This is a genomic window from Phocaeicola intestinalis, from assembly GCF_014837065.1.
In the GTDB taxonomy this organism is placed as follows: domain Bacteria; phylum Bacteroidota; class Bacteroidia; order Bacteroidales; family Bacteroidaceae; genus Phocaeicola; species Phocaeicola intestinalis.
Map to the genome: position 1 here is coordinate 47,894 of NZ_JACSPP010000003.1, position 22,807 is coordinate 70,700.

Here is a 22,807-nt window from a genome sequence, read left to right on the forward strand (position 1 = left end):
AATTCGTTGGAATATTATCGAATAAAAGATAGATTTATATAGATTAGAAAGGAATATTTGTGATGGATTTTCAGGCTGTTGAGATTGTATATATGAGGTGTGTTGGCAACAATTTTGATTTTTGTTTGGCAGATGAGCTTGAAAAAGTTAACTTTGCCGTGCTGAAAACTAACTTATTACATCAAGACAAAATGAATAAAATTATTTCAAAGGAACATTTTTCAGAAAAGGTGTTCAAATTAGTGGTGGAAGCACCACTTATAGCCAAGTCACGTAAGGCTGGGCATTTTGTCATCGTGCGCGTAGGAGAAAAAGGTGAACGTATGCCGCTTACCATAGCTGAGGCAGATCCGGTAAAGGGCACGATTACATTGGTGGTACAAGAGGTGGGATTATCGTCTACACGCCTGTGCGAGTTAAACGAGGGTGATTACATTACTGACGTGGTAGGACCACTTGGTAAGGCCACGCACATTGAAAACTTCGGTACGGTGGTTTGTGCTGGTGGAGGCGTGGGTGTTGCTCCAATGTTGCCTATTGTGCAGGCGTTGAAAGCTGCCGGAAACCGGGTGATTACTGTGCTTGCCGGACGTAGCAAGGAACTGATTATCCTGGAGAAGGAGATGCGTGAAAGTTCGGATGAGGTAATCATTATGACTGATGACGGTTCGTATGGGAAGAAAGGCTTGGTAACGGCTGGTGTGGAAGAAGTCATTCTGCGTGAGAAAGTGGATAAGTGTTTTGCCATCGGTCCGGCAATTATGATGAAGTTCGTTTGCCTGCTCACCAAAAAATACGATATCCCGACCGATGTGTCGCTCAATACCATTATGGTAGATGGAACAGGTATGTGCGGTGCCTGCCGTATAACTGTAGGAGGAAAGACCAAGTTTGTATGCGTAGACGGGCCGGAGTTCGATGGACATCAAGTGGATTTCGATGAAATGTTGAAGCGTATGGGGGCTTTTCGCGATATCGAACGCGAAGAAATACATAAACTCGATCCGGTAGACCCGCACGTATGTGAAGTTACAAAGTCTCAAGACGACCGTACAGCTCCATGGCGAGAAGCCCTGCGTAAGTCAATGAAACCGAAAGAACGCACCGCTATCCCTCGTGTGAAAATGAATGAGTTGGATCCCGAATACCGTTCGCATAGCCGTAAGGAGGAAGTGAATCTCGGATTGAATGAAGAACAGGCATTGACAGAGGCTAAGCGTTGTTTGGATTGTGCCAATCCTTCGTGTATGGAAGGTTGTCCGGTAGGTATCAATATTCCGGGCTTCATTAAAAATATCGAACGTGGTGAGTTTCTTGAGGCGGCTCGTGTATTGAAAAAGACCAGTGCACTGCCTGCAGTTTGTGGTCGGGTATGTCCACAGGAAAAGCAATGTGAGTCGAAGTGCATTCATCTTAAGATGGGGCACGAAGCCGTTGCTATCGGCTATTTGGAGCGTTTTGCTGCTGATTACGAGCGTGAGAGCGGACAGATTTCTACGCCCGAACTGGCTCCGAAGAATGGCGTTAAAGTAGCTGTTGTAGGCTCGGGACCTGCCGGTTTGTCGTTTGCTGGCGATATGGCTAAGATGGGTTATGATGTGACCGTGTTCGAAGCTTTGCACGAAATTGGTGGTGTATTAAAATATGGTATCCCGGAATTTCGGTTGCCGAATAAAATCGTGGATGTAGAGATAGAGAACCTTTCGAAAATGGGGGTAGAGTTTGTAAAAGACTGCATCATTGGGAAGACGGTTTCTGTAGAAGACTTGCAGGCTGAAGGTTATAAGGGTGTTTTTGTAGCATCTGGAGCCGGACTTCCCAACTTCATGAACATTCCGGGCGAGAATTCAATCAATATTATGTCATCGAATGAATATCTGACCCGCGTCAACCTGATGGATGCGGCAAGTGAGGATTCAGATACCCCTGTTACTTTTGGAAAGCGTGTCATTGTGGTGGGAGGCGGAAATACGGCAATGGATTCCGTGCGTACAGCACGCCGTCTAGGAGCTGAGCGGGCAATTATTGTTTACCGTCGGTCGGAAGCTGAAATGCCTGCCCGTATTGAAGAGGTGAAGCATGCCAAAGAAGAAGGTGTGGAGTTTATGACTCTGCACAATCCGCTTGAATATATTGCCGACGAGCAGGGGCGTGTGAAGCAAGTGGTGCTTCAGAAAATGGAGTTAGGAGAACCCGATGCTTCTGGACGCCGTAGCCCGGTGGCTATACCAGGGGCTACTGTAACGCTCGATATTGATATGGCTATTGTCAGTGTGGGCGTGTCGCCAAATCCGATAGTACCGAATTCCATTCCAGGACTGGAACTGGGACGTAAAGGTACCATTGCGGTGAACGATGACATGCAGTCTTCCATTCCTGCTATCTATGCCGGAGGTGATATCGTGCGTGGAGGTGCTACGGTGATTCTGGCAATGGGTGACGGACGTCGTGCTGCAGCCGCCATGGACAAGCAGTTGCGTGGTGCTGTCTAATGAGTGGTATAATATATTGGTATTGATTTTAGAACATTAGGAACGCAGGTTTCCGCAGATTGGAAAAGATAAATCATCTGTGTGAATCTGCGTTTTGTTGATGATTAAATATTGAAAATGAGTAAAGACAATCGTGCATCGACACCGATGCGCCGACTGCCTTCGTGGCAAGTTTCTTTGATACCTTTTGTGGTATTGACCCTGTCTCTGGTAGTGATTATAAAAATATTCGGCCCCGATGCTCTTTCGGGAGGGAGTCAGGTATGTTTGTTATTGGCTTCTGCTGTTACGGCAGCCATTTCGATGTTTGCCTATAAGAATTCGTGGGAAATTTTGGAGTTTTGCATTCTCGACAATATCCGGTCTGTTGGTACAGCTATCCTTATCTTGTTGCTTATCGGTGCGATTGCCGGCACATGGATGGTGAGTGGTATTGTTCCTGCTATGATATGTTATGGAATGCAGGTAATTTATCCGGCAATATTCTTGGCTGCAGCTTGTGCGATATGTGCGCTAGTATCGCTGATGACAGGGAGTTCGTGGACCACGATTGCCACCATTGGAGTGGCATTGATAGGCATCGGTGTGGCTTTGGGATTTGAACCGGGATGGACGGCAGGTGCTATTGTGTCGGGGGCTTATTTCGGCGATAAGGTCTCTCCGTTATCTGACACGACGGTGTTGGCTTCTTCCTCTTCGGGCACTCCTTTGTTCACTCATATTCGCTATATGATGATTACTACTATCCCTTCGCTGACGATAGCGATGGTGATTTTTCTTGTGGCGAGTCTGATGCACAAGCAGGTTGGAGCGTCACAGACTGCCGAGTTTGCTGGGGCATTGAAATCTGTTTTTAACATTACACCCTGGTTGCTGATTGTTCCGGCACTTACTGGTGTGCTTATTGTTAAGAAAGTACCTGCTGTCTTGACGCTTTTTTGTGCTGCGGTGATGGCTGCCGTAACGGGACTTGTCGCTCAGCCTCAAGCGGTATGGGCAGTAGCGAACCCCGGACTGCCTTTTACTGATTTTTCAGGTTTGTCTTTTTGGGATGCATGTAAGGGCATTACTGTTACATTTTATGGCTCGACGGCTATCCAGACCGGTAATGAGGCTATTGATGCCTTGATTTCTACACGAGGTATGACGGGGATGCTTAATACGATATTCTTGATTGTCTGTTCGGTTACTTTCGGTGGAGTACTTGCGGGAAGTGGTATGCTGAAAAGTCTGACCGAACTGTTTGCCCGTCTTGCCCATAGGGCCTTTACGTTGGTAGGAGCTACGGTTGGAACCGGATTGGTATGTAATATCGTTACGGGCGACCAGTATATTTCCATCTTGCTGACTAGCAGCCTCTATAAGAAACTTTATGAGCGAAAAGGGTATGAAAACCGTTTGCTTAGCCGGTCGGTGGAAGACTCGGCTACTGTCACATCGGTGCTTATTCCATGGAATTCTTGTGGTATGACGCAGGCGACAGTACTTAAAGTACCTACGCTGGAGTATCTTCCATATAGCTTTTTTAATATCCTTTCTCCGTTTATGTCTGTTCTGGTTGCTGCAGTAGGGTATAGAATATTCCGGAGTAAGAAGGCGAAGGCAGAAGAGGTTGATTGAAAGGGAATACGTTTCAGTGCCTCTTTTTGTCGGTTGGGAAAGATTTCTGAAGTCAGTCTTGTGTGAATGCTTTTACTTTGCATGCGTTAATCAATAAAATACAGATGATATGAAATTTTGGTTCGACACACTCCGGAGCCGGCTGCTGCTGACGTTCATCACTTATGTGCTCTACATGTTGCTTTACTTCCTGACTGACGAGGTAATGCGTGATTTCTATCTGGAGAAGCACCCGGTCTGGGATTACGTGGTGGATATTTTGACTACCTTGGTCTGCGTGTTCTTTTTCGTACAGCTTTCCATCTGTTACAGCAAGTTGATTTACAGGCGGTTCATGTCGTTGGCACACCCTTATCGCAGTCTGATTGTATTCTTCGTCAGATAGCCGTTATCTTCCTCATTACACAAACGGAAATGCCTCAAAAACTTATCCCAAATCATCGCACGATAAATTCAAAACAGTTTCTGAATTGCCTGATGAAATTTTGTAAGCATTCGAACCAATGCTTACTGACTACTGCCTTTCCGGATAGAATCATAACAAGACGCAGCCGGTTGCAGAAGCCCGCGGATATAGTTGCAGTGGCAAGCGCATATAGGTCCATCCGCTGCAAGATTATTAATTTTATACCAGACGAAGTTATCTGTGTGGAGACAAGAAGATACAGTACTCCGGCGTTTGATAGGTCTATACAATCTATAGTCACTTGTTTGTCTATGTTGTTACGGTAGTAAAAAGCTATAAACAAGTTTTTTCGGATGGCAGTAAGATGGGCAGCAAGCAATAAAAAAGAGGATAGGATGTTACTCTTTGCGAGTGTACATCCTATCCTCTTTTGGAAATTTAGGGAGTTTGTTATCTCATTTCAATTTGAGTAATTTCACCGATATACATTGTATATTGTTTAGATGCATCGACAGTTTGGTTGAGCGATTTCAATTCATTTGCAGTCATTGGTTGCGCCATCGCTTTTTTGCAAGTAATAATTATCGAAGGCTGTGTGCTTTGGTTGAAGTAGAATGAAACTTTGTAGGTCGTGTTTTGTCCCATCAATGCGTTGGCTGCGATGCGGCTTTGGTCGAATAAAATATAGGCAACATTCTTTCCCAACATTTGTCCCAGTCCACTCCAGCTTTCAGTTTGGATGTCAATGGTTTCTCCGTTTTCAGCAGTCAGAGTGATACGTCCTTGGGTAGCCAGCTCATTCAAGTTGGAAGGAAGCCGGTCTATGCTCACTGTTTTCAGTTCACCTGTAGCAGAAAGAGTGGGCTGTTGTGTAGAGAGAGTGGCAGGTTGTTGTACGTTTGCAGTTGTTTGCGTACCCAGAAGCTTTTGTCCTAAAGCATCGGTTACCTGCTGGAAGAGTTGGTCTTTCAGGTCGATGGTTTCTCTTCTGAACTTTCCACATATCGGAGCCAGTTTCGTTTGTTTCTTGTTTAAAGCCATATCGTCTGTAATCCATTCTTCTGCAGTATATTTTTCACCTCCATCACGGGCTTCGTCATACCAATAGCGGATACGTGTCATTTCAAGGTCGCAAATACCTTCTTTGGCATAAATCAGAAATTGATAGTAAATACGTGTGCGGTCGAGTGATAATGCGGAAGAAGAAAATACAATGTATTCTTCAGCTTGTACGGCGATTTCTCCAGCTTCTTCGTTGGTATAGGCTACAAAACTGTTTAGTTTTCCATCGGGTTTAAACCGGTTCGTAGCCCAGTCTAGAAGTTGATTGTAGATTTCCTGTTTCGAGAGTCCGGGTGCTTTGATTTCTTTGGTGAAAGTCACTTTCCCATCGGTCAGGGTTACGGCTCCTGCCAGGTACTTTGGATTTGAGTTGTCGTTTTTATCCTTAGCAATGCCTGTCAGAGGCAAACATATCAAAAGGATGAGCAGTAGTTTTTTCATAATGATTTATTGATTTGATTCTATTTAGAAGGACAAATATAGGAAGAAAACGAAAAAAAAGGCTGAATTTTGCTATAAATAATATGAAAAGAGAAGCGTAAGAAGCTGTTTTGAATTTCTCCAAAAAGTATTTCTTGGCTTGATGTATCCGTTTTCGTGTGTGCTTTGGGCGATTTTTTGGTTCTTTCCGCTCCTGTTCTTCGTCAGATAGCCCGCTATCTTCCTCATCACAGAAGCGAAAATGCCTCAAAAACTCATCCCAAATCATCGCACGATAAATTCAAAACAGCTTCTAAATAAAATGCGGATTAACGCAGATTGGGCAGTTAGTTATTCTATGCTGCGAAAGCCTGCGTTAATCCGCATTTTTAAAAGGTACCGGTTAGTGGACCGGCATTTTATCGATGCGTTTTTGGTGACGTCCTCCTTCAAAAGCAGTGTTGAAGAATTCGGTCATAATTTTGTCCGCCATCTCGTTGTCAATGAAACGTCCAGGCATTACCAAAACGTTGGCATCATTATGCTGGCGTGCCAAGTGGGAAATCTCCGGAATCCAGCAAAGTGCGGCACGTATGCCCTGATGTTTGTTCAGAGTCATGCTGATGCCTTCTCCGCTGCCACAGATTGCAATACCCGGATAACATTCGCCCGCTTCTACGGCAAGTGCCAACGGGTGTGCAAAGTCTGCGTAGTCGCAACTGTCGGCAGTATATGTGCCGAAGTCTTTATATTCCCAACCTTTTGCTTCGAGCCATTGCTTTACATATTGTTTCAATGCAAAGCCGGCATGGTCGGAAGCCAATCCTATCAGTTTCATATTAGAACATGGCTTTTACTTGGTTGTATACGTTTTCGGCTGTGAAGCCCAGCTTTTCGTCCAAAACCTTGTACGGAGCCGAGAAACCGAATGATTCCAATCCCCAAATCTTTCCGTCAGTGCCTACCAGTCCAAGCAGATTTACAGGCAGTCCGGCTGTCAGACCGAATTTCTTTACTCCGGCAGGAAGGACGCTGTCCTGATATTCTTTGCTTTGGCTGCGGAACAGTCCTTCCGAAGGAACAGAAACGATACGCACCTTGATGCCATCTTTACGGAGTAGTTCAGTTCCGGCTACCAAAGTAGATACTTCCGAACCTGAAGCCAGCAGGATAACATCCGGGTTTTCGTCAGAGCCGGCTACGACATAAGCGCCTTTGGCTGTCTGGGTATAATCGTTTCCTTCGGGCAAGTTGGCAATATTCTGGCGAGAGAAAATCAGTGCAGTAGGAGTGGTCGTGTTTTCCATTGCCAGCTTCCATGCCTGAGTAGTCTCTTCGCAATCTGCCGGGCGGAGAACCAACATTGAGTTGTGTCCCTTGTGGTTTTTCAGTTTCTCCATCAAGCGGATTTGTGCTTCTTGTTCTACCGGTTCATGAGTAGGTCCGTCTTCGCCTACACGGAATGCGTCGTGTGTCCAAATGAACTTCACAGGAGTTTCCATCAGGGCAGCCATACGTACAGCTGGTTTCATGTAGTCGGAGAATACAAAGAAGGTACCGCATGCGGGGATAACGCCTCCGTGCAATGCCATACCGATGCAGCAGCATGCCATGGTCAATTCTGATACACCTGCTTGGAAGAATGCGCCGCTGAAGTCGTTTTTCGTAAAGGCATGTGTCTTTTTCAAGAAACCGTCGGTCTTATCAGAGTTAGACAAGTCGGCAGATGCGCAAACCATGTTTTCTACTTGTTCTGCCAATGCGCCGAGCACAGTAGCCGAAGCACCACGTGTAGCCGAACCTGCTTTTTGCTGGATAGCGTCCCAGTTTACTTGAGGAGCTTTGCCAGAGAACCAGTATTCCATCTTGGCAGCCAGTTCCGGATTAGCCTTTGCCCATTCTGCTTTAGCCGCATAGCGTTCGCCTACGATGGCTTTCAGTTCTTCGCGGCGTTTTGCGTAAAGTTCCGCTACTTCCGGGAAGATTTGGAACGGTTGTTCCGGATTGCCACCCAAGTTCTTGACGGTATTGGTGTAAGCGTCACCTCCCAACGGCGCGCCGTGTGTAGCGCAGTTGTGTTCGTAGCTGCTGTTGTCTGCCTTACGTGCCCCCTTACCCATGATGGTCTTACCGATAATCAAGGTAGGCTGACCTGTTACGGCTTTTGCTTCGGTCAATGCGGCACGGATTTCGTCAGCGTCATTCCCATTGATTGTAATGACTTTCCAGCCCCATGCCTCGTATTTCTTGGCTACATCTTCGTCTGTTACGTCTTTACATTCGGTAGACAGCTGGATATCGTTCGAGTCGTAGAACATAATCAAGTTGTCCAGTCCCAAGTGTCCGGCGATACGTCCCGAGCCTTGTGAGATTTCTTCTTGTACACCTCCGTCTGAGATGTAAGCATAAATCGTTTGGTTCATTACATCGCCTAAACGTGCTTTCAGGAATTTAGCTGCGATGGCGGCACCTACAGCGAATGTGTGTCCTTGTCCCAGCGGGCCGGAAGTGTTTTCGATGCCTCTCATGACGTCTACTTCAGGATGTCCTGGAGTAGGGCTTCCCCATTGACGGAATTGTTGCAATTCGTCCATGGTGAATTTGCCGGTCAACGCCAGTACAGAGTACAGCATCGGCGACATGTGTCCTGGGTCAAGGAAGAAGCGGTCTCTGCCTTCCCAACGGGGATTTTCAGGGTCGTAAACTAAAAACTCCGAGAAGAGTACATTTACAAAGTCTGCACCACCCATAGCGCCACCCGGGTGTCCGGATTTAGCTTTTTCTACCATTGAAGCAGCCAAGATACGGATGTTATCGGCTGCGCGGTTCATAAGTTCTTTACTGTTTTTCATTATTGGATATATTAGTTGGATGTATTAGTTTGTTGCAAAGATAAGAAAAATCTGGAATGTACAAGCAAATTCGGAATCTAAAATTGGGGATGGAAGGGTAAGAAATGGTGGATAAAAGGATAATTTTTCTTTTCAGCGCTTATTTGCCGTTCGCAGACATACCGAAAAACGCAGGAAAAAGCCTCAAGCCATGAAGTCATCGGATGCTTTTTCCTGCGCGTTTAGAGTCTGTTTATTGGGGTTCATCAGAAACTGATAAATTCCAGTTTGGCGTAATCTGACTGGAGGACGAGGTGTTTCCCGTCGGCTTTCAAAACATCGAAGGTCGTTTCAAGTGAGTTGATGCCGAAAGGAAGCAGCCGCTCTACTGGAACATCTTCACCGCTGTCGCCGGTTGATTCACGGAAACGGAAATCTTTCATGGTTGCCTGGCTATGGTCTTCGTTCAGGTAAAAATGTCCGACGAATGTGCCGTATTTGTGCGTGCATTGCTTTTCAGCTATCTGTACAATCTGCAACTGGATGCTATAAAAGATGCGCTGGCAGTCACGGTGGACAATGCCATCGTCAAGGGTGGTAAACTGTTCCAATTTCCACATGCCTTCGATGTTTTCGTCAATAGGCTTTTTCTCGCAGGAAGCGAACAAGGCGAAGAAACACATCGCAATTAATAAATGTATGGCTTTCATATTAACAATCAAAACTTAAAAACTCACAAACTTAAAATATCTTTCCTGTTTTCCGGATTGTCAGGATACCTCCTGTAGAGTTTCCCAAATAATTTCCGCGGTCGAGTCCTACGCCTACGGTTGCGCCCCATCCTTTGGCCCATTGGGGAGTATAGCTCACTTCATAAAGCGAACTGAACTGTTTGCGTTGTTTGTCCAGCGGTGTTTGGTAGGTTCCCCAATGGCGTGCAAACGATATCAGTATGCGCCAGTTCCATTCCTCGCTTGGGTCGCCTTCGATGCCTAAATGCTGGGCACGCACGCGGTTGCTCTTGAAAGTGATTTCTCCGTCTTTATTATAAATAGGCCCCGGAAGGAAAGGATTTCCCATACCTTGTCCCCAGTGCTGCCATGCCTGATAGCAATAGTTGTTGTAATAATTATCGGATGCACTGACTTGATAACCCAGTGTTCCGGCAAATTCGTCATACAGTAGCGGGCCGGTCTGCTGTTTGGTCGACATGGTTTCCCATACAATTGCGCTTAACCAACGATTCTTCGGCAGGTCTATTTCGATGCCTAGCTGTCCGTCTTTCCACCGTCCGTATTGCCATACCATTTGCGAATGGTCATCGAAATAATGGTCTAAGTAAGCACGGAACCGCCAGTCATTCAAGTAATAGGTCAAGGCAAAATTCCAGCTTCCCAGGTGGTTGCCTTCTACGTTTACTTGATCGCCCCAAGGTGTGTCGCTTCCTCCGCTCATCGGGATGAATGCCTTAAAGAAACTTTTCAGTCCGCCGGGCATGTCTACAGAGACCGTGCTGCTTCCATCGGCATTCTTCAGCATTTGTGCTCCGGCAAACTGTGCAGCCATCAGCAGTCCCAGTTCGAACTCTACCGGAAACTTTTCACGGTTCCCGATGCGGAACATCAACGACTTGCTGTGATACAGGATATGTTTGCCCCAATTGGTCTCGGGAGCTGCGAAATCTTCCTGCCAGTTCCAGTCGGTAAACGCTCCGTAAGCAAGATGCCCCTTTAAGGCAAGCCAATTGCCCGTACCAGGGATGGTGACATATTCGGGGATGTCTATTCTGACTTGCGGAACTGGTCGGGCATTCGGTCCTTCTACCATCATGCCGCTGCTCAGTCTTTCATTTTTCGTAAGTGGGAAACCCGGGCGTTCTTTGCTTCCAATGCTGAGGCGCAGGAATTTCCATGCGATGTCGGCGTACGCTTGTTGTATAACAAAACCGGAAACTTGATCGGCGGCACCTGCCAGTTCAAGTCCTGCTTCGATGCGCCAGTGGCGGTTCAGTTTTTTTCCGTAATGTAGTCCGGCTCGGATGTAGCCACTGTTTGGTTTCTGGCTGGATAGCCCATACCGGTTGGCTGTGAACCAGAGCGGTGCATACGTACCATCCGACAGATTGCCGCTTGCTTCGATGCGGTAGGTGAGGGTGGTGTCTGTTTGTTGGGCAATAGCGGGCAATGATAGGCAACCTGCTGCCAGCCATAAAGTTAGTTTTTTCCAATTCATATTGTAATTATTGAAAATGTGATGCAAAAGTAATGATTATTTAAGACAATCCGCTCAAGTTTATCGGATATTCCTTCGGTTCAATGCTTGTTGATAACGTCGGGCATTGGCAAGGTGCTGGCTCATGGTACGGGCAAAATTGTGCGTACCCGAAAAATCTTCTTTGGCACACATGTACAGATAGTCGTGATGTGAATAGTTTAATACACTTTCCAATCCTTGTATGCTGGGAATGCGGATAGGACCAGGAGGAAGTCCTTTATATATATAGGTATTATACGGGCTGTCGGTCTCCAGATGTTTGTATAAAATGCGGCGTAATCCAAATTCCTGTAATCCGAATTTAACAGTAGGGTCTGCTTGAAGCAGCATGTTTGCTTTCAGCCGGTTAATGTACAGTCCTGCCACTATCGGTTTTTCTGCTTGGTTAGCCGTTTCTTCGTCTACGATGGATGCAAGGGTACTTACCTCAGTCGGGGTAAGTCCGATAGCTTTTGCCTGTGCTGTGCGTTTTTCATTCCAGAACCGTTGATGTTCTTTCTGCATGCGTTTTATGAAGTCTTTGCAACTGGTGTTCCAATATACTTCATAGGTGTTTGGAATAAATAGAGCAGGCAGGGTATAAGCGTTATATCCCAAACTGGCACAATATGTACTGTCTGTCAGGAGGCTGGCAATTGCGGTCGAATCCATCATCAATTGGTGTGAAATAGATTGGCATAGTTTTCCGATGGTGCGCACGCTGGGGATAGTGACCGATACAGGCGTTTGGTTTCCAGCTTGTAACGTCCGGAAGATTTGCCACGTACGTGCTTCTGGAGTAAACAGATAGGCTCCCGAGTGGATGTGGTTGGTATAATCACTTTGGAATGCCAGCAGGCGAAATCCTGTCAGCCTGCGTGCATGCAGCCTGTGTTCCAATTTATAGCATACAGAGTCTATGTTGTCATCATTGTCTATATATAAGAAAGTGGATTTTTCAATTCCCAGCGGTTGGTTCATTAGGCAGGCATATCCTGTTATGATGCCTGAGGCTAGGATTAGGAACAGGATGCTTCCTCCAATAAGCAGTCGTTTCTTTTTCATTTTAATTTAGTAGTTCAAATTTAGGGACAAAGATAATACAAAAAAGCAAGATACTGGGTAAATTACGAAAACGTAATTGAAAAATAGATGAGGAACTGTTTTTGAAAAACAGTTTTGAATTATGAATTCCGCAAACAGCCAATACATACCCTTGGAAAATGAATATATACTGCATCTGCGTTTGAATATATCTCCATCCGCCTACGGATATATACTTCATCGGCAAATGAAGTACTACTGCGTTTTCAACTCAACCGGATTGGCTAATTGCGGACATGCAGATTCATTAAATTTAAGTATGTCTTAGAAACTGTTTTGAATTTATCGCCCAACACACGCGAAACGAACACATCAAGCCCAAAAAAACTTTTTGTGGAAATTCAAAACAGTCCCTTTGTTTGTGAAAGTAATAAAATCGACTTCGTTTGTGTGAAATTGATAACAGAATGTTGCGGTTTTATTTCAAATTGAAAGGTTCTGATAAAATAAATGAAAATATGACTTCGTAGAGGGGGAGTATATGAATGAAAAGCCTTACTTTTGCATCAGACAAAAAGATGTTATATAATTGAATTTCGTTTCAAAAAGATTTGATTATATAGAAATATATGAACAAATAACAACTAATTATTGAGGTATTATGTCAACTTTAAGATTCAGGGTAGTAGAAAAGGCATTCCAGGCGAAGCCTTTTGATGTACCGGCTCCAAAGGAGCGCCCGAGTGAATATTTCGGGAAATACGTGTTCAATCGGGAAAAGATGTTTAAGTATCTTCCCAGCAAAGTGTACGAGAAGCTGGTAGATGCAATGGATAACGGCGCGACACTAGACCGCAGCATTGCCGATGCTGTAGCAGCAGGAATGAAACAGTGGGCAAGCGAATTAGGGGCTACTCACTATACACACTGGTTCCAACCGCTTACGGAAGGGACTGCAGAGAAGCACGATGCCTTTGTGGAACACGATGGCAAGGGAGGTATGATGGAAGAGTTTTCCGGAAAATTGCTGGTACAGCAGGAACCGGATGCTTCTTCGTTCCCTAATGGCGGTATCCGTAATACTTTCGAGGCGCGTGGTTATAGTGCGTGGGATCCCTCGTCGCCGGTATTTGTGGTAGACGACACCTTGTGTATCCCTACCGTGTTCATCGCTTATACGGGCGAATCGCTTGACTATAAGGCTCCGTTGTTGAAAGCACTGCGGGCAGTCAATAAGGCAGCGGTAGATGTATGCCATTATTTCGATCCGAATGTGAAGAAAGTTTCGGCATACCTGGGATGGGAGCAGGAATATTTCCTGGTAGATGAAGGCTTGTATGCCGCACGACCCGATTTATTGCTGACCGGGCGTACGTTGATGGGACACGAGGCTTCGAAGAACCAACAGCTGGAAGACCATTATTTCGGTGCCATCCCGACCCGCGTGGCTGCTTTTATGAAAGATTTGGAAATTCAGGCATTAGAACTGGGAATACCCGTCAAGACCCGTCATAATGAAGTGGCTCCCAACCAGTTTGAACTGGCACCTATCTTTGAGGAGTGCAACCTTGCCGTAGACCATAACATGCTGATTATGTCGCTGATGCGTAAAGTGGCACGTACGCATGGATTCCGTGTGCTGCTTCATGAAAAACCCTTCAAGGGAGTAAATGGTTCGGGTAAGCACAACAACTGGTCATTGGGGACTGATACAGGTGTATTGCTGATGGCACCAGGTAAGACTCCCGAGGAGAACTTGCGCTTTATAACTTTTATTGTCAACACACTGATGGCGGTGTACCGTCACAACGGTTTGCTGAAGGCCTCTATCATGAGCGCTACGAATGCCCATCGTTTGGGAGCCAACGAAGCACCTCCTGCCATTATCTCTTCTTTCCTCGGCACACAGCTTAGCAAAGTACTTGATCACATGGAGGAAAGCTCGACCGATGACTTGATAGCCCTTGGCGGCAAGCACGGCATGAAACTGGACATCCCGCAGATTCCCGAATTGCTGATTGATAATACCGACCGTAACCGTACTTCCCCCTTTGCTTTTACGGGCAACCGTTTCGAGTTCCGTGCGGTAGGCTCGGAGGCTAACTGTGCCAGCGCAATGATTGCATTGAATACTGCCGTGGCAGAGCAGCTGGTAGAGTTTAAACAAAAGGTAGACGAACTTATAGAAAAAGGTGAACCGAAAGTGTCTGCCCTCATTCAGGTTATCCGTGAATACATCAAGGCTTCGAAGCCTATCCGTTTTGACGGTAATGGCTACAGTGAAGAGTGGAAAGCGGAAGCGGCACGTCGCGGCCTGGATTGCGAAACCAGTTGTCCGGTTATTTTCGACCAGTATCTGACACCTGCTTCGGTGAAGATGTTCGAGTCGCAGGGTGTGATGACACAGAAAGAACTGGAGGCGCGTAACGAAGTGAAATGGGAAACGTATACAAAGAAGATTCAGATTGAGGCACGTGTATTAGGCGATTTGGTGATGAACCATGTGGTGCCGGTCGCCATCGAATACCAAAGCAAGCTGATAGATAATGTGTACAAGATGAAGGGACTGTTTCCAGCTGAAGAGGCAGAGAAGCTTTCTGCCGAGAACGTTGCCATCATCCGGAAGATTTCGGAGCATACGTCTTATATCAAAGAGCACGTGGATACGATGATAGAAGCGCGTAAAGTGGCAAATAAAATTGTGGACGAGCGTGAAAAGGCCGTGGCTTACCATGACACCATTGCGCCGATGCTGGAACAGATACGTTACCACATCGACAAATTGGAACTGATAGTAGACGATCAGATGTGGACGCTGCCTAAATATAGAGAGCTGTTATTCATTAGATAATATCATTAAATTTACCTCTAATTTCCTTATTGGTTGTTTGATGAAAGCGAGTCGGGGTCTCCGCGAGGAGGTTCCGGCTTTGTTCTTTAAAATTTTTGAGGCTTTGTTTTTGTCTGCATTTCAGAGGCATTGATTGAAGCATGCCTTTTGATGAACATAAGTGAGTTGGGTGTTTCACATAAGTAACTTGGGCGTTTCACATAAGTAAGTCAGTCGTATCACTTATGTTCGTTTGAGGGGGCATTTATAGTGTTGCATTTCCTTGAACCTTTCACACCGTTTCCGTAGAGATGATGAGGGTGTATCAAAATAAAAATCAACTTTCATTTTGATACACCTTCTATAATGACATCGACAAAATGCATCAATAAGTGCTGCGGAAGTATAATGTCAGTTTTTCCATCCGCCTCCTAATGCTTTGTATAGGCGGACAACGGTGATTTGCTTGTCACGTACAGCATTGCTAAGTCCGATTTGCGCATTAAGATAACCACGCTGTGCATCCAGCAGGTCCATATAGCCGATCACACCATTGATGTATTGCAGCTGAGCGAGATCGAGGGTACTTTTCGATGCTTGTTCCAAGCGGAGGCGGGTTTCATAGATTTCCTTGCTTTTGTTGAAGTCGGCAATGGCATTGTAGGCTTCTTTAAAAGCGTTGAGCACTACTTTCTCATAGGCTTGGGTAGCTCCTTCCAAAGCGGCTTTTTGTGCTTTCAGTCGGGCACGGTTCTTACCCCAACTGAAGACCGGTTGTAGTAGGTTGGCACTGAGCAGGTGCCAGGGAGATTTCAGCAGTTCGCTGAGCACATCGCTCTCGCCTCCGTAGCTGGCATTCAAGGTCAGACTGGGGAACAGGCTGGTGAAGGCAATACCTACCTCGGCATTGGCTGCTATCAGTGCCTGTTCTGCTTCGCGGATGTCGGGGCGGCGTTCCAATAGGCTGGACGGCAGCCCTACAGGCAGACTGGCTGGCAACAATACGTCTTCGGGCAATGCTGTGCGCCGGATGTGGTGTGGATAGTCGCCGGTCAGGAAAGCTATGTCGTTTTCTTTTAACGTAATCTGACGTTCAAGGTCGGGAACCAGTGTGGCTGTACGTGCCAATTCCACTTGTGCTTGCCGGAAGGCGGTTTCTGAAGTCAGTCCTCCTTCGTAGCGGATGCGTGCCAGGTGGAGACTTTCGCGTCGCGCATCTACGGTTTGGCGCACGATGGCAAGTTCATTGTCGAGGGCCACCAGTTCGAAGTAGGTTTGTGCCACTTCGGCTACCAGGCTCATTTTCAATGCCCGTTGGTTTTCTATTGACCCGATGAGGTCGGCTACGCTTTTGTCTTTTGCCCAACGCAGTTTACCCCAAAGGTCAATTTCCCAGCTCATGGTACCTTTCAGGTCGAATTCGTCGTCTTGTGAGTAGTGATTGCCACCATAGTTTTCCCGTTCACGCTCGGCGTAGACGCGCAGTCCGATTTGGGGCAGCATATCTCCGATGGCAATGCGCTTACGTGCTGCCAGTTCCTTCACCCGTGAGGCAGCTATCAGCATGTCCTTGTTGTAGGTCAGTGTTTTGCGTATCAGTGCCTGCAGGGTCGTGTCGGTATAGATTTTTTCCCAGGCGTAGTCACCTATTGAAGCGGTGTCTACGCTAAGACTGTCCAGGGTATGGGGCAGGTTCAGTTCGGGACGTGAATAATGTTTCCCTATCTGGCAACTAGCCAAGAGTGAGGTTGCCAAGATGATGCAAAGGAAATAATATGTGAGTTTTGTTACTTTCATAGGTTGCAGCAATTAATGAGTATGTTTCACTTTGAGTTTGTTTTTTGCCTTGTAAATCATCACGAAGAAGAAAGGAACCAGGAAAATACCTACTGTTACAGCCACAATCATTCCGAAGAATACGCCCGTGCCGATGGCTTGACGGCTGGCAGAACCCGGTCCGCTCGCAATGACCAGTGGCACCATGCCCAAAATAAAGGCGAGTGAGGTCATCAGGATGGGACGGAAACGTAAATGTGATGCGTGCAGCGCAGCTTCTATTACATCTTTTCCTTTGTCTACTTCGTCTTTGGCAAACTCTACAATCAGGATGGCGTTTTTGGCAGCCAGTCCGACCAGCATTACCAGGCCAATCTGGAAATACGTATCATTTTCCAATCCGCATAAGGCGACACCGGCATATGCTCCCAAAGCGGCTACCGGCAAGGAGAGCAGTACGGCGACTGGCACGCTCCAGCTTTCATACAGGGCTGCCAGGAAAAGGAAGACGAAGAGGAATACCAGTGTCAGAATCATACCGGTCTGTCCGCCTGCCTGTTTTTCCTGGTAGGAAAGTCCACTCCATTCTACTCCGATGTTGTCGGGCAGATGTTCTTTAGCCAGTTGCTCGATAAGTTCCATTGCTTGTCCTGAACTGTAACCGTGGGCGGCTGTTCCGCGGATGATGGCGGTGTTGAACATATTAAAACGTTTGATACTTCCGGGACCGGTGGTATATTCGGTATTGCCCAATGCCGTTAATGGAATCATATCGCCGGAACTTCCCCGCACGAAAAACAGGTTGATGTTGTCACGATGTTCACGGTAAGGTGCTTCAGCCTGGATGTACACACGGTAGATACGGTTGAACATATTGAAGTCGTTCACATAAAGCGATCCGGTATAAGCTTTCATTGTTGTGAAAACATCGGCCATCGGTACGCCCGACAATTTTACTTTGTCACGGTCTACGTCGAAATAAAGTTGAGGGATTTCCGCCTGCAATGAAGACGACAGTCCACTCAGCTCTTTGCGTTGCGAGGCGTAGTACATAAGCGTGTCTGCAGCAGCCACCAGATTGTCGTACGTAGCATCTCCACGGGCTTCCAGCTGCATTTCAAAACCTCCGGAGGTACCTAAGCCGGGAATGACAGGTGGTGTGGAGAGGTAAACCTTGCATTCAGGGTATTTCTTGAACTCGTTCTGCACATCTGCCATGATTTGTTCAATGGTAGTGTTGTCACGTTCTTTCCATTCTTTCAAGATGACCGTAAGCGTGGTGCGTGCCTGGCTGGTACCGACACGCGGGCTGGAACCTGCTACGCTTTGTACATATTCTACAGCAGGATCTTTCATCAGGAAGGCTACGGCACGGTTGGTAATTTCGCGGGTACGTTCCAGTGTAGTACCTTCTGGCATTTCCAGTTCGACGGTGAAATATCCCTGGTCTTCCGTTGGGAGAAAACTGGTTGGTATCAGCCGGTAGAGCACGAATATGAAAACGATGACCATACCGAATCCTGCCGTCACGCGTTTAGGGTTTTTGATGAGCCGGCTGATGCCGCCTACATATTTATGATTGCCTATGTCCAGCCATTTGTTGATAGCCCGGAACACACGGTTCTTGGGTTTGTTCGGGTCTTGTGGACGTAGAATCAGTGAGCACATCACAGGGCTGAGTGTCAGTGCCACGACGGTGGATAGCAGTACAGATACTGCAATGGTGATACTGAACTGTCGATACAATTGTCCTGAAATGCCGGAAAGGAAGCTGACTGGAACAAATACGGCAGCCAGTACCATAGAGGTGGCAATCAAGGCTCCGGTCAGACCGTCCATTGCTTTTTTGGTAGCTTCGTAAGGGCTGAGGTGTTCTTCTTCCATAATACGTTCTACGTTTTCGACTACTACGATGGCATCATCCACTACCAGTCCGATGGCCAGTACCAAACCTAGCAGAGTCAGGATGTTCAGCGAAAAGCCGAAAATGAGCATAAAGCCGAAAGTACCGATCAATGAGATAGGAACGGCTATGGTAGGAATCAGAGTCGCACGCCAACTTTGTAGCGAAAGGAACACTACCACGATGACGAGGAACAAGGCTTCGAACAGGGTCTTGTATACTTCGTGGATGGATTCGGATATATAAGATGTCATGTCGAAAGGTACTTCGTATTTCATGCCTTCCGGAAAATTCTTGCTGATTTCATCCATGGCGGCTTTCACACGTTCTGCTACTTCCATGGCGTTGGCACCTGGCAGCATGTAGACTCCTAATACGGCGGCATTGCCTCCGTTGATACCACTCTCAGTATTGTATGACTGGGCTTCGAGCGATACACGCGCCACGTCCCGCATGCGTATCAGTGAACCGTCGGGGTTGGCACGCAACACGATTTCTTCGAATTGGGCAGCACTTGACAGACGCCCTTGTGCCGTTATCGGGATAGTAATGTCGAGACCGGTAACGGGTTGTTGTCCCAATACACCGGCAGCCGATTCACGGTTCTGGTCTTTCAAGGCATTTTGTACGTCTTGTACGGTGAGACCGAAATTGGCAAGACGGGCAGGGTCCAGCCAGATTTGCATGGCATAGTAACGGCTTCCGATGTTGGATACGCGTCCTACTCCTGGTATACGGCGCAGCAGGTCGAGTACATTCAAGGTAGCAAAATTACTCAAGTAGATTTCGTCAAACTTGGGATCGCTTGAAGTCAGGCAGATAGTCATCAGCTGGCTGGCGGCTTGTTTCTCGATTTCGATACCATTCTGTACCACTTCGGCTGGCAGACGTGATTCGGCCAGTTTGATGCGGTTCTGAATTTCCACGGCAGCAAGGTCGGGGTCTGCCGAGATGTCAAAGGTGACTGTTGCCGAGAATCCTCCGGAATTGGAACTGTTCGACTCCATATAAAGCATGCCTGGTGTACCGTTCAGTTCTTGTTCTATCGGGGTTGCGACGGCTTGTGATACCGTGAGTGCGCTCGCACCCGGATAAGATGCACTGATTTTTACCACAGGTGGCGTAATTTGCGGATATTGGTCGATAGGCAGCATGGTAAGTCCGATGACACCGATGATGACTATCAATATAGAGATGACGATTGAAAAGACTGGCCGGTCGATAAAGAAACTTACTTTCATTTTGTGAATACGTTTTGGTGATTGTGCGATTTATTCATCCTTATTTTCTTCTTCTTTTTCTATCGGGGTTGTGCCTATACGCATCTTGATGCCCGGGCTCAGCTTGTGGTAACCTTCTACTACAATGTTTTCTCCCGGTATCAGTCCGCGTTCTACTACTGCATTGTTGCCAAATTCCGGTCCCAATTCGATGAAACGTTTTTCAGCTGTAGAGTCTTTGCGCATCACGTAGATATATGCACCTCCCTTTTCAATAATCAATGCTTTTTGGGGAACTACTGTGGCATTTTCGCGTACGTCGAGCAGCAGCTTTACTTTTGTAAACTGTCCGGGCAGCAATACATGTTCGGGATTGCTCATTTCTGCACGTACGGAGAATGTTCCGGTTTTGGGGTCTACCTGCGGTTCGGCGAAGTCTACCAGTCCTTTGTAAGGATATACCGTGTTGTCGGGGAGGGTGATAGTGACAGTTGGTTGCCAAGAACGGGTAGAATCTTTCTGGCCGATGATGATGTTCCGTTCCTTGCTTTTCAGGTAATCGAGTGCTGTCATGCTGAAATCCACCAATACGGTATCACTTTTTACGATGGTGGCCAGCAGAGACTTGCCTGATGTGCCGACCAAGGTACCGAGGTCGACGTGACGTTCGCTGATTTGTCCGGTTATCGGCGAACGCACTACGGTGTAGCTTAGTTCCTGTTCTGCCTGGTCAAGGTCTGCCTGGCTCATGCCTACGCTGGCTACAGCGGTTTCGTAGGCAGCCGTGGCGTTGTCAAGGTCCAATTGGCTGGCAGCCCGTTGTTCATAAAGCGGGCGGATACGGTTCAGGTCGCGCTCTGCCTTGCGTGCCGTTGCTTCGTCTTTTTTTAGTTGGGCACGTGCCTTATCCACTTTGGCTTGGTATTGGTCTTGATTGATGATGAACAGGACTTGATTGCGTTTTACTTGTGTTCCTTCCTCGAACAGCATTTGTTCCAGAAAGCCTTCCACGCGTGCGCGTACCTCTACAAATTGTTGGGCGCGTATGCGTCCGACATATTCGCCGTAAATCTCTACGTCTTGTTGTTGAGCCGGAGCTACACTGACAATAGGCGCTTCTGGTTCTGTCTTTTTCTCTCGTGTCAGGAACAGGTATATTCCTATAATTACAACGACACCGATAATGGTGTAGATGGTTTGTTTTTTCTTCAGTTTCAAATCTTTCTTTGTTAAAAAGCGTCTCATACGAATTTTAAGTTTATGGGTTAGATGCCGTAAAGGACAAACAATACTTGTGCCAAAGATACGATAAATTTTTATATATTGAGAATCAGAAAGCTAAATCCTGCATGCAAATTTGTGTCTTGGGGAATTTCTGGCGAAGATTGTGGAATTTCTCTACACTGAGATAGCGGGAACTAGGGATATTTTTCATACCTTTGCGGCCGGAATTAAATTTAGACAAAATGAATTTAGAGGAACATTTAGAAACGACTTTGAAAGCCCACGACCAGATGTTGCATCGTCGGGTAGACCTTTTGCTCCGTACCGGAAAGCTTTTGGTGGAAAGTTTGGCGGATACCAACCGGATTATGAGAAACATGAAGCGGACAGCCGCTTATCTGGGTATTCCGGAAGAGAAACTGCATATCAACATCGGATTTACGATGTTGATGGTGAATGTGAGTGATGAAAACTTTTCGTTCACCAAATTTCAGCGTATCAACGGACATGGAGTGAACATGACTGCCATTTCGGAAGTGAGCAAACTTTCCTGGAGGGCGATAGAGAACGATTATACGCTCGACCAATATGAGGAGGAGCTGGAAAAAATCCGTATCAAGAAACGGAACTATACTCCTTTGCAGACAGCTGTCGGTGCCGGATTTGCCTGTGGCGGATTCTGCATTCAGTTCGGATGCGACTGGATGGCATTCTTGTATGCTTCAATTGCAGCGATTATCGGTATGCGCGTGCGTCAGAAATGTAATGAGTCAGGTCTGAATGGCTATGTGGGTATTGCTATTGCGGCTTTTGTTGCCACTATGATTGCATGGGCTTCTACTTACCTTCCCGAAACGTGGACTAATACACCTTGGCATCCGCTGTTGGCGTGTGCTTTGTTTATCGTTCCAGGAGTTCCTTTGATAAATTTTGTGGATGATATGCTCGACAATTTTATCCAGGTGGGTATTGTGCGGGCTGTCAATACGCTTCTGATGATGGGAGCCATGGCTTTTGGTATTGCATTTGCTGTGAAATTGTGTGCCATCGACAACTTTTTCCCGACCATCAGCATGGTGCCGCACCACGAGTATTGGGAATATGCCTTGGCGGCTGCCATTTCGGCAATGGGATTCTCTATGATTTTTAACATTCAGCGTCGTTTGCTTTGGGTAGTAGCTATCGGAGGTATTTTGGCTGTTTGTACACGTAACTTTGTCAATCTTGGACCGAGTACCAACAACATCGGTCTGGACATGGGATTGGTGGTCGGTTCGTTCACCGGTGCTTTGCTGGTCAGCCTGATAGCTGTAAAGGCGGTTCACTGGTTTCATGTCCCCAATCACGTACTGACCATTCCTTCGGTTATCCCGATGATTCCGGGAGTATTGATGTATCGAATGCTTTTCGGGCTCATCAATATGAATGTGCAGAATCTTGAAGGGGTTACTCCGTTGATGAAAGCTATTGAAAGTGGAGTAAATTCGGGATTGGTTATTCTTTGCATTTCCGTGGGGGTTGCTATCCCGAATATTTTTGGTCGTAAGTATATTGCTTCGTCCAAGAACAAACATTTGGCGGAAATATTGGAAGAACGCCACAAGCGGGGAAAGTTTGTCGAATGGTAAAGCTTTTTTTGATAAAGAATGAAGTATGAAGTATGAAGAATGAAGAATTGTTTCGCCTGGAATTCTTCATTCTTCATTTTTAGAAGCTGTTTTGAATT

Annotated in this window: 15 protein-coding genes; 5 read left to right on the top strand and 10 right to left on the bottom strand. The window is 46.6% G+C overall.

All coding sequences use genetic code 11. The annotated features are described in order from the left end of the window. Nucleotides 1-191: 191 nt before the first annotated feature. From H9625_RS01540 to H9625_RS01550, 3 genes are all read left to right on the top strand, one after another. On the top strand, nucleotides 192-2,492 hold the full coding sequence (locus H9625_RS01540) for a bifunctional dihydroorotate dehydrogenase B NAD binding subunit/NADPH-dependent glutamate synthase (protein WP_087208823.1): 2,301 nt from the start codon (nucleotides 192-194) through the stop codon (nucleotides 2,490-2,492). A gap of 147 nt (nucleotides 2,493-2,639) precedes the next feature. Then, nucleotides 2,640-4,112: a Na+/H+ antiporter NhaC family protein gene (locus H9625_RS01545; protein ID WP_087208820.1), complete on the top strand. Its 1,473-nt coding sequence runs from the start codon at nucleotides 2,640-2,642 to the stop codon at nucleotides 4,110-4,112. A gap of 109 nt (nucleotides 4,113-4,221) precedes the next feature. Beyond that, on the top strand, nucleotides 4,222-4,497 hold the full coding sequence (locus tag H9625_RS01550; protein WP_191762805.1) for a hypothetical protein: 276 nt from the start codon (nucleotides 4,222-4,224) through the stop codon (nucleotides 4,495-4,497). Between the two features lie 471 nt (nucleotides 4,498-4,968). Here the strand turns inward: H9625_RS01550 and H9625_RS01555 are convergent, their stop codons facing one another. From H9625_RS01555 to mltG, 7 genes are all read right to left on the bottom strand, one after another. After that, a complete protein-coding gene (locus H9625_RS01555) occupies nucleotides 4,969-6,021 on the bottom strand; it encodes a DUF4468 domain-containing protein (protein WP_087247266.1) in 1,053 nt (350 codons plus the stop codon). Beyond that, on the bottom strand, nucleotides 5,966-6,289 hold the full coding sequence (locus H9625_RS01560; protein ID WP_162614342.1) for a hypothetical protein: 324 nt from the start codon (nucleotides 6,287-6,289) through the stop codon (nucleotides 5,966-5,968). The genes H9625_RS01555 and H9625_RS01560 overlap by 56 nt, the downstream gene beginning before the upstream one ends. Nucleotides 6,290-6,403: 114 nt before the next feature. Beyond that, nucleotides 6,404-6,838: a ribose 5-phosphate isomerase B gene (gene rpiB / locus H9625_RS01565; protein WP_022040735.1), complete on the bottom strand. Its 435-nt coding sequence runs from the start codon at nucleotides 6,836-6,838 to the stop codon at nucleotides 6,404-6,406. A gap of 1 nt (nucleotide 6,839) precedes the next feature. Beyond that, entirely contained in the window at nucleotides 6,840-8,852 is a 2,013-nt protein-coding gene (locus H9625_RS01570) for a transketolase family protein (RefSeq protein WP_087213151.1), read from the bottom strand. 245 nt (nucleotides 8,853-9,097) lie between these two features. Then, nucleotides 9,098-9,541 (bottom strand): lipocalin-like domain-containing protein, encoded by a 444-nt coding sequence (locus H9625_RS01575; protein WP_022040733.1) that lies wholly within the window; start codon nucleotides 9,539-9,541, stop codon nucleotides 9,098-9,100. Between the two features lie 31 nt (nucleotides 9,542-9,572). Further along, a complete protein-coding gene (locus H9625_RS01580; protein ID WP_191762806.1) occupies nucleotides 9,573-11,063 on the bottom strand; it encodes a capsule assembly Wzi family protein in 1,491 nt (496 codons plus the stop codon). 60 nt (nucleotides 11,064-11,123) lie between these two features. Further along, entirely contained in the window at nucleotides 11,124-12,149 is a 1,026-nt protein-coding gene (gene mltG, locus H9625_RS01585) for an endolytic transglycosylase MltG (protein ID WP_022040731.1), read from the bottom strand. 640 nt (nucleotides 12,150-12,789) lie between these two features. Between mltG and H9625_RS01590 the strand changes: the two genes are divergently transcribed. Beyond that, nucleotides 12,790-14,979, top strand: a complete 2,190-nt coding sequence (locus tag H9625_RS01590; protein ID WP_022040729.1) for a glutamine synthetase III family protein — start codon at nucleotides 12,790-12,792, stop codon at nucleotides 14,977-14,979. Nucleotides 14,980-15,369: 390 nt separating this feature from the next. On the opposite strand, the gene H9625_RS01595 is transcribed toward H9625_RS01590, so the two are convergent. Genes H9625_RS01595 through H9625_RS01605 form a run of 3 tightly spaced genes read right to left on the bottom strand, consistent with a single transcriptional unit; the run spans nucleotide 15,370 to nucleotide 21,102 of the window. Next, on the bottom strand, nucleotides 15,370-16,755 hold the full coding sequence (locus tag H9625_RS01595) for an efflux transporter outer membrane subunit (protein ID WP_022040728.1): 1,386 nt from the start codon (nucleotides 16,753-16,755) through the stop codon (nucleotides 15,370-15,372). Nucleotides 16,756-16,767: 12 nt separating this feature from the next. Then, nucleotides 16,768-19,878: an efflux RND transporter permease subunit gene (locus H9625_RS01600; RefSeq protein WP_022040727.1), complete on the bottom strand. Its 3,111-nt coding sequence runs from the start codon at nucleotides 19,876-19,878 to the stop codon at nucleotides 16,768-16,770. A 30-nt stretch (nucleotides 19,879-19,908) separates the two neighbouring features. After that, complete coding sequence (locus H9625_RS01605; RefSeq protein ID WP_191762807.1) at nucleotides 19,909-21,102, bottom strand: efflux RND transporter periplasmic adaptor subunit; 1,194 nt, start codon at nucleotides 21,100-21,102, stop codon at nucleotides 19,909-19,911. 221 nt (nucleotides 21,103-21,323) lie between these two features. Between H9625_RS01605 and H9625_RS01610 the strand changes: the two genes are divergently transcribed. Next, on the top strand, nucleotides 21,324-22,709 hold the full coding sequence (locus H9625_RS01610) for a threonine/serine exporter family protein (RefSeq protein WP_191762808.1): 1,386 nt from the start codon (nucleotides 21,324-21,326) through the stop codon (nucleotides 22,707-22,709). Nucleotides 22,710-22,807: the final 98 nt, after the last annotated feature.